This is a genomic window from uncultured Maribacter sp., assembly GCF_963977385.1.
Taxonomy (GTDB): domain Bacteria; phylum Bacteroidota; class Bacteroidia; order Flavobacteriales; family Flavobacteriaceae; genus Maribacter.
In genome coordinates, this window is the sequence record NZ_CAXBOU010000015.1 from 134,043 (window position 1) to 140,114 (window position 6,072).

Annotated in this window: 5 protein-coding genes and 1 tRNA gene; 2 read left to right on the forward strand and 4 right to left on the reverse strand. The window is 34.3% G+C overall.

Annotated features, from left to right (window positions below; translation table 11 throughout):
• Window positions 1–15: 15 nt before the first annotated feature.
• Together AAC084_RS15580 and AAC084_RS15585 are read right to left on the reverse strand one after the other, a co-directional pair.
• Complete coding sequence (locus AAC084_RS15580; protein WP_339841132.1) at window positions 16–1,929, reverse strand: BatA domain-containing protein; 1,914 nt, start codon at window positions 1,927–1,929, stop codon at window positions 16–18.
• Window positions 1,930–2,036: 107 nt separating this feature from the next.
• Entirely contained in the window at window positions 2,037–3,044 is a 1,008-nt protein-coding gene (locus tag AAC084_RS15585; RefSeq protein WP_339841133.1) for a glycosyltransferase family 2 protein, read from the reverse strand.
• 158 nt (window positions 3,045–3,202) lie between these two features.
• On the opposite strand from AAC084_RS15585, the gene AAC084_RS15590 reads away from it, so the two are divergent.
• Both AAC084_RS15590 and AAC084_RS15595 read left to right on the forward strand, forming a co-directional pair.
• A tRNA-Ser gene (locus AAC084_RS15590) sits at window positions 3,203–3,287 on the forward strand.
• A 238-nt stretch (window positions 3,288–3,525) separates the two neighbouring features.
• Complete coding sequence (locus AAC084_RS15595; RefSeq protein ID WP_027066583.1) at window positions 3,526–4,737, forward strand: site-specific integrase; 1,212 nt, start codon at window positions 3,526–3,528, stop codon at window positions 4,735–4,737.
• A gap of 4 nt (window positions 4,738–4,741) precedes the next feature.
• Here AAC084_RS15595 and AAC084_RS15600 read toward each other — a convergent pair whose 3' ends face one another.
• Both AAC084_RS15600 and AAC084_RS15605 read right to left on the reverse strand, forming a co-directional pair.
• On the reverse strand, window positions 4,742–5,425 hold the full coding sequence (locus tag AAC084_RS15600) for a hypothetical protein (protein WP_116772255.1): 684 nt from the start codon (window positions 5,423–5,425) through the stop codon (window positions 4,742–4,744).
• Complete coding sequence (locus tag AAC084_RS15605; protein WP_027066584.1) at window positions 5,425–5,841, reverse strand: BfmA/BtgA family mobilization protein; 417 nt, start codon at window positions 5,839–5,841, stop codon at window positions 5,425–5,427. Before AAC084_RS15605 ends, AAC084_RS15600 begins: the two co-directional genes overlap by 1 nt.
• Window positions 5,842–6,072 lie beyond the last annotated feature (231 nt).

The window sequence follows — 6,072 nt, forward strand, 5'->3', positions numbered from 1 at the left end:
TAATTCAGTTATCGCTTATTTTAAGATTTTTTGAAGTAATGTTTCTATGAGTACAAATGTGAATGCTAAAATAGCAAACCATTTCCAAAACTCGTTTATGGCATTGTTTTTTTGATTTTCTAAAAAGAAATTTGATAAAGATGAATCGCTATTTTCTTCAGGTAATTGAGAATAGCGCAATTCACTTTCTTTTCTGTTGTCATTAAAACTTATATGCCTAATAATGTTCTCATTATGTATGATTTTATAAATGCCCGCTTCTTTCGGGTTATCTATAAATTTGACCTTTACCTTTTTTGGTAAGACCCTTTGTTGTGGAATGAATTCATTTTTTTCGTTTGATATTTTAATGACATCATCTTGTTGCAAGGTGATAGGTAATTCTATTTCAACCTGACTACCAAGACTTGCATACAAAGGAAGCTGTTTTAAACTGTTTGTTCCCATATTGTAAAATGTAGGAACAATTAATGGTGAATTTTTAAAATTTGAATTATCGTTACTTATAGATGCTGCAAAGAAATATGCATTTTCACTTCCTATTAAAAAAGGTTCTTTATTCTGAAATTCAATAGCAATAGGTGCTTTTGTAACTATTGTGTAATGTTCTTTTGTTTTAGGGAATTGAAAATCGGTCACTTTCTTTTCAAACACATTTGTGAACAATGGGTGTTCCGTTTTTACAGAAGAAATGGCCATATCTTGAACTACGGTATTAATATAGCGAGTGTTATAAGAAGTTGCTAATTCGTTATATGAATTGAAATCCCCGTCAGTAGCGGGTATTAAAACATAACTACCACCATTAGTGCTAAACGATTTTAGGGCAGTACTAAGTGAACTTGGTATTTTTTGAATTTCATTGAGAATCACTAAATCTTGATTGTCTATAGTACTATAATTCAGTTGTTCTAATGTGCTAATCGTTAAATCAAACTCATCATCTGAATATATTCGTTTTAAAAAATCTGCCGATGTCGTACCAATAACCAAGACTTTTATCTCTGATTTTTTATCAATATTGAAATAAAACTGATTATCATAATTGAGTCCGGTATCGGTTATAGCAACTTTTCCTAAAATAACATCTTTGGCATTTACCGTAAATCGGACTTCTGCATTTTTACTATCATTGAATTTAGCCGCCGTTTTGGCAATCAACTCATTTTCATTAAATAAAGAAACAGGAATAGTTCGTTCACTAGAATTTGTAGAAAGTTGTGCAACTAATTCTAAAGTTTCGTTAGTTCTATTTTCTATATAAATAGAGTCAATGGAAGTATTTATAATGTTGTTGTTCGAAGGTTTAATATACGTTATATTGACATTGCTAATGGAGTCAACCTTTTGAATAGTACCCATACGTTGTTGAAAATCAGATATAAGTACTAAGTTTTTTTGTAGACCAGTAATATTAGAGAAATAGGTGTTGCCTTTTAAAACTATTTCGGCTATACTAAGTTGTTCAGAAGTAACATTAAGGGTGAGTAATTCATTTTGAATATCCTTAATTTCAACATCTTTAAATACTTTTTTATTGGTAAATAAAGTAAACCGCTGATCTTTTGGTATCTGTTGTATAAACTCTTGAATAGTATTTTTGAAAAGATTTTCATTTTCAATTTGACCATTCATACTAAAGGAATCATCTAAATAGAAGACTGTTTCTTTTTCTTGTAGTGCAGAATCATTTGCAATAAAGGGTTGTGCAAAGGCGATGACCAAAGCCGCAAGCAAGCCTAATCGAGCAAGTAGCAAAAGCCATTTTTTTAATGAACTACTTTTTCGTGATTCTGAAACCACTTGCTTTAAGAATTTTACATTGGTAAATGGTGTTTTCTTAAAACGGCGTAATTGAAAAAGATGAATTAATATAGGAATGAGTAATAGTAAAAGGCCCCAAAGTATTTCTGGATATTTAAATTGCATCCCTGTTTTTGATTAGGTCAAAGATAATTATTTTGAATTTACAAGCTTAATTGATAACAACTATTATTTGATCAGAACTAATTTCAATTTTTTAAAATTGAATAAAATCAACAGAAGAAGAAATAATCTTTCGAAGGTTTATGATGTAGTCCGGTAAAGAAAGATTTTATGCTCATCTGTTCTTCTGCATTTGCTACGGTAATAATGCTCTGAGGTCTTTCCATTTTTTTAAGTTCAGAATAATGAATCAATTTTATACCGTAAATATCTTTTCCTATTTTCTTTGGGTTATCGCAGACCCATTTAAAATGTATATTACTTTCAACTAATGATTTGGCAATCGTTTTTCCTTTTTTGCCAGCTCCCCATAATACAAGGGTATTGGCTAGATTATATTCTAGTTTTAAAAAGTAATGCAGTTTAATATCTAGAAAATAGTTTTGAGCATAATGCTCGCTTGTTCTTGATGTACGCGTATCATAATCTCGCCAATAGTGTAATGATTTGGTACACGGTATGCAGGTAAGTCCCTTTTCATAAAACCTAAAGGCTAGATCATAATCTTCAGGATATCTGTCAGGCTGAAAAGCTCCGCATGTATCTAAGTCATCTTTGTGAACCATCCAGCAGGGGGAGGGAATCACACATTCCTTATAAATCTCTTGAAAGTTGGTTCCGCCAGCAGTCAATTGGTTCAGCCATTTTTCATAACGATCATATCCGTCGTTTACTCCGTTTTCAGCAAAGTATTTTACTTGACCAATTGCTAACGAGCCTTTTCCTTTTTCCTCTAAGGACTTTAACATTAAGTTAATTCTATCTTTTGTCATATGGTCGTCAGCATCCATTCTGGTAATGAATTCACCACTACTGTTCTCATATGCTTTTCGAAGAGCAGTTATAATACCCGATTCATTATTCGAAAAAATTTTAAAACGACTATCTAAATGCGAAAATCGTTCGGCAATTTCTAAACTTTTATCCTCTGAATGATCATTTATCGCTAATACCTCCCAATTTTGGTAGGTTTGATTGCGAATAGATTCTAAGCATTCCTCAAAATAATCTTCTACATTCTTAAACGGAATCAGTATACTGACTAGAGAATTTGTCATGTTGGCAAGGTACTTAAAAACTGAATTTCAGCCTTTTAATTCCTTTTGAATTTAGGTTTGATGAAATAGATTGAAATAAAATAAGAAAAGGCTTTATTAGATAAGAAATCCTTTATATATTTGCACCCGCATTCAGGGAATACCTGATGAGGCACTCAGGAGAAATGGCAGAGTGGTCGAATGCGGCAGTCTTGAAAACTGTTGAGGGTCACACCTCCGGGGGTTCGAATCCCTCTTTCTCCGCGAAAAGTCCTTTAAAAGGCACCAAAAACCCTGTAAATCGTTGATTTACAGGGTTTTTCATTTTTATTGATTTCATTTAATATCAAATAATATCATTCTAAAAGGGGCTAATTCGGTGGAGGTTGAGTAAATCCAAAAAGGTCCACCAGATATTCATAAATAACTGATAATAAGTTTCTTACAATAATTATTAATTGTGATTTTTTGATTAAATTAAAGCAAATTTAAGCTCAAAATTATGTCACGTCCACTTTCCCTTCTATTTTTCATCAAAAAAAGTAAAGTAAATTCTGCAGGTAAGACTACGATTTTCCTGAGAATAACACTTGACAGCCGTCGGTCAGAATTTAGCGTCCACCGAAAAGTCCACCTTGACTTGTGGAACTCTCGAACCCAACTAGTGATGGGAAACTCTGCTGATGCTCAAGAAATCAATAGACATTTAAGCGATATAAAAAATAGAATTTATTCGATTCAGAGGAATTTTGAACAGGACAAAGCTTCTTATTCCGCTTCTGATATGCGCGATGTACTATTGGGCAAGGACAAAATAAAAAAAATGCTCCTAGAAATATTCCAGGAACATAATGATGAAGTCGAAAGTCTTATAGGCAAGGGTTTCTCCCCTGGTACAGCGGAACGCTATCGCACCTGTAAAAAACACGTCACGGAATATATTAGGAAGAAGTACAAGAAAAATGATATTCCGGTCCAAGATGTGGACCACAAGTTCATTACAGGCTTCGAATACTACCTTAAAATGACCCGTAAGTGTGCGCATAACTCCGCAATTAAATATATTACCAATTTTAAAAAAATCATTCGCATAGCTTATGCGAATGATTGGATCGATAAAGACCCTTTTGTAAATTGGAAGGGAAAGCTGAAAATTGTTGAGCGTGAATTTTTAACCGAAGGGGAGATTCAACGTATTATCGATTTAAAATTTAAGATAAAACGCTTAGATCAAGTACGAGACATCTTTGTCTTTTGTTGTTTCACAGGCCTAGCCTATGCAGATGTTAAGAAACTGACCAATGCCGATATCGTAATAGGTTCAGACGGCGAGAAATGGATTAAAACCAGACGGACCAAAACCGATACTAGAAGTAATATTCCTATCTTACCCATTGCCCTGGCTATCATTGAAAAATACGAAGATGATGAGCTTTTGAAAGAAAAAGATTTGGTTCTGCCCGTACTGAGCAATCAAAAAATGAATTCGTATATTAAAGAAATTGCAGATTGCTGTGGTATTGTGAAGAACTTGACTTTCCACTTAGCCAGGCACACCTTTGCAACAACGGTGACGCTTACAAATGGGGTTCCTATAGAATCCGTTAGTAAAATGCTCGGTCATACGAATTTGCGAACCACGCAACATTACGCCAAGATTTTGGATATGAAAGTAGGAAAAGACATGGCAGTTTTAAGAAATAAGTTTATGTAAATCTTTAAAGTTGGTCTTCAAAATTTCTTTCAACCCTACTCTGAAGTTTTTTTAGATAGCCAGAAATTGGCGTGGTCAATTCTTGTTTACCTTCAATACCCTTCTCTACAAACTTTTTAGCTTGCGCTTTCCAGTTTTTGATGTTTAGACCTCCTCGTAGTTTCCAATTTTTTGATTCATAGTAGGCATAGAATTTTCTACCTTCCGTTTCCTGCCAATTATTCTCTCTAAAAAAAATTAAAACAGCCCGGCCATTTTTTGGTCTTTCCAGTTTATTTAAGTTTTCTTTTGTTTTATGTTTAAAAGAAGGTACCAGATTTTGGCCAGGTTCCGGTACGCTGCTGGCCAAATTTTGACGTGGAAGTGTCCCAGAGGTTGTACCACTACTTGTCCCGAAAATGGGAAGCCTTACTCTTGAGCCCCTTGCCGGATGAAAGGAGGGAAAGTAAACTAGATATCCCCAGTCGTTCAAATCCTTCAGATAATTGTGGTAAGTCGTTTTTGATTTGAACTTTGCCCTTTTCATTATGGCTGTCCTATTTATGGTCAAGGTCTTTTTAAAGTACTCCCTGTTCCATTTCTGGAAGAACGCCAGGTACAAGGTAATGTGCCCTTGTTTGACCCTATCGTCCTCGTTTAATTTTTCGAAGACGGCATTCAGGTGAGCGATGTAGTTCACTTTTTCCATCACATTCCCGTGATTTTGTTATCGTTATTTCTTTCTTGGTACCGTACCTGCTTTTTTTCTTTGAAGTACTTTTTCTCTACCATCATTGGCTTTTTGACCGGTTCGGTTTGTTCAAAGAGGGCATACAGCATTGCCGCCGTAGGTTTGGTCTGGGATTTTTCGATATCCTTCAGTATCGCGATCATTCCGTTCATGCGTTTCTTTATCAGCAAAGAAATCCTGTTTTCCAAGGTCTCCATCCGTGGTCCTAAATTCTCTGTCGGTGAAATTCCATTTTCTTCAAAAAAGTCCATCATCAGGAGTAATGTCATCGACTGGGACCTTGATAACATTTTACTAAATTTTCTAAAATGACCGGCTACTGAACTTTTAATCTTTAGTGTTTCAAATTCTTCTTTTTCATATCCCTTATCCATAGTTTTTAGTAAAATTGATGCCTATTCACGGCGGTTAACGATTGTTTTTACTAAAAAGCAGCGATAATCCATAGATTCAAAATATTGAATAAACCCTGTTAACCCATATAAACGTTAGGTTTATGGCAAAATCGAATAAACGAAACATAGCTTTAGCGTGTTACCCTCTTGCTATTCCCTTAGATTTGCATTGTTGTTTATATAGAGATTTTTACGTGGTGAATTTTTATA

Coding starts and splice junctions, on each gene's coding strand:
- AAC084_RS15580 (WP_339841132.1), bottom strand. CDS start 1,929: ATGCAATTTAAATATCCAGAAATACTTTGGGGCCTTTTACTATTACTC.
- AAC084_RS15605 (WP_027066584.1), bottom strand. CDS start 5,841: ATGGATAAGGGATATGAAAAAGAAGAATTTGAAACACTAAAGATTAAA.
- AAC084_RS15595 (WP_027066583.1), top strand. CDS start 3,526: ATGTCACGTCCACTTTCCCTTCTATTTTTCATCAAAAAAAGTAAAGTA.
- AAC084_RS15600 (WP_116772255.1), bottom strand. CDS start 5,425: ATGGAAAAAGTGAACTACATCGCTCACCTGAATGCCGTCTTCGAAAAA.
- AAC084_RS15585 (WP_339841133.1), bottom strand. CDS start 3,044: ATGACAAATTCTCTAGTCAGTATACTGATTCCGTTTAAGAATGTAGAA.